We start from the raw sequence: 1,830 nt of genomic DNA, 5'->3' as shown, positions 1-1,830 counted from the left end.
CGGCACGGTTGATGCGATCAGCCCCCGGGTTGCATGCGATCAGCAGTACCCCCATGACCAAACCCACCGCGCACTGGCGCAAGCGCCTGGCCAGCCAGGACCGGCCGGCCTACCTGGCGATTGCCGACCTGATCGCCGAGGACCTGCGCGATGGCCGCCTGGCCGCCCGCGACCGCCTGCCCACGCTGCGCGAGCTGGCCGACGAGCTGCAGCTGAACTACACCACCGTGGCCCGGGCTTATGCCGAGGCCCGCAAGCGCGGGCTCATCGATTCACGTGCGGGCTTCGGCACCTATGTGCGCGGCAAGGCCCCGGCGCTGCCGCTGCGCGGCGGCAGCGGCGCCGAGATGACGATGAACCTGCCGCCCGAGCCGCACGACGAAGCGCTGCTGGCCCGCATGCACGACAGCGCCGCCGACCTGATGGCCCACAGCGACCTGCATGCGCTGCTGCGCTACCAGGACTTCGGCGGTACCACCGAAGACCGCGAGGCCGGCGCCCGCTGGCTGCAGCGCCGGCTGCCGCAGGCCACGGCCGAACGGCTGCTGGTGTGCCCGGGCATCCACAGCGTGCTCACCGCGCTCATCTCGCAGCTGGCGCGGCCGGGTGAGCTGCTGTGCGTGGATGCGCTGGCCTACCCGGGGCTCAAGGCCATCGCCACCCAGCTGGGCGTGCAGCTGCATGCGCTGCCGCTGGACGAAGACGGGCCGGACGTCGAAGCCTTCGAGCATGCCTGCCGCACGCTGTCGCCCAAGGCGGTGTACTGCAACCCCACGCTGCTCAACCCCACCACGGCCACCATGTCACGCGCGCGCCGAGAGGCCCTGGCCGATGTGGCGCTGCGCTTTTCGGTGCCCATCATCGAAGACGATGCCTACGGCATGCTGCCCACCGAGCGGCTGCCGCCGCCGCTGGCCGTGCTGGCGCCGGACCTTACCTACTACGTCACCGGCTTTTCCAATTGTCTGGGCGCCGGCCTGCGCAGCGCCTATGTGCTGGCGCCGCATGCGCGGCTGGCGCAGCGGCTGGCCGGTGCGCTGCGCGCCACCACGGTGATGGCTTCGCCGCTGACCAATGCGCTGGTCACACGCTGGGTGAACGACGGCACCGCCGATGCGGTGCTGGAAGCCATTCGCAGCGCCTGCCGTGAGCGTCATGCGCTGGCGCTGCAGCACCTGGGCGCATGGGGCGTGGTGGCGCACCCCGAGTGCTTTCACCTGTGGCTGCCGCTGCAGGGCGCCTGGAGCGTGGTGGAGTGCGCCTCCTACCTGCGCACGCAGGGCGTGGCAGTGGTGGCCAGTGCCGCCTTCAGCACCGATGGCAACCCGCCCGATGCGGTGCGCATCTGCCTGGGCGGCCCAGCCTCGCTGGACGATTGCGACCGCGCGCTCAGGCTGGTGGCCGAGACGCTGGACCACCCGCTGCACCCGCATGCCACGGTGATGTGAGCGGGCCGTCCGCCGGCGGCTGCCACAGGTATTGCGGCACGCCGTCGTCGGCCTGCGCCGGCCGCGCCTGCACCTGCCACACCTGCTGCACCAGCGCCGGTTGCAGCACCTGCCGCACCGGGCCCTGGGCCACGGCGCGGCCCTGCTGCAGCACCAGCGCATCGTCGGCATGGCGCAGCGCCAAGTTCAGGTCGTGCAGCACCACGATCACTCCGATGCCCCAGGCCTGCGCGCAGTGCCGGGCCAGTTGCAGCACCGCATGCTGGTGCTGCAGGTCGAGCGCTGCGGTGGGTTCGTCCAGCAGCAGCCAGCGTGCGGGGTGGCCGGCGGGCGGCTGCGAGAACGCATCGATCTGCACCAGCGCGCGGGCCAGCTGGGCGCG

Annotated in this window: 1 protein-coding gene and 1 pseudogene; one reads left to right on the top strand and one right to left on the bottom strand. The window is 72.1% G+C overall.

Annotated elements, in window-relative coordinates:
• The first annotated feature begins 53 nt into the window (after nucleotides 1-53).
• Nucleotides 54-1,448 (top strand): PLP-dependent aminotransferase family protein, encoded by a 1,395-nt coding sequence (locus tag ABNT58_RS16420; protein WP_348754524.1) that lies wholly within the window; start codon nucleotides 54-56, stop codon nucleotides 1,446-1,448.
• On the opposite strand, the pseudogene ABNT58_RS16415 reads toward ABNT58_RS16420, so the two are convergent.
• A pseudogene (locus ABNT58_RS16415) lies at nucleotides 1,390-1,830 on the bottom strand (hypothetical protein); the annotation flags it as partial. The gene ABNT58_RS16420 and the pseudogene ABNT58_RS16415 overlap by 59 nt on opposite strands.

It is taken from the genome of uncultured Aquincola sp. (assembly GCF_964001545.1).
GTDB lineage: Bacteria > Pseudomonadota > Gammaproteobacteria > Burkholderiales > Burkholderiaceae_C > Aquincola.
Note: the sequence above shows the minus strand (reverse complement) of the source record. Positions and strands in the feature narration are given on the sequence as shown.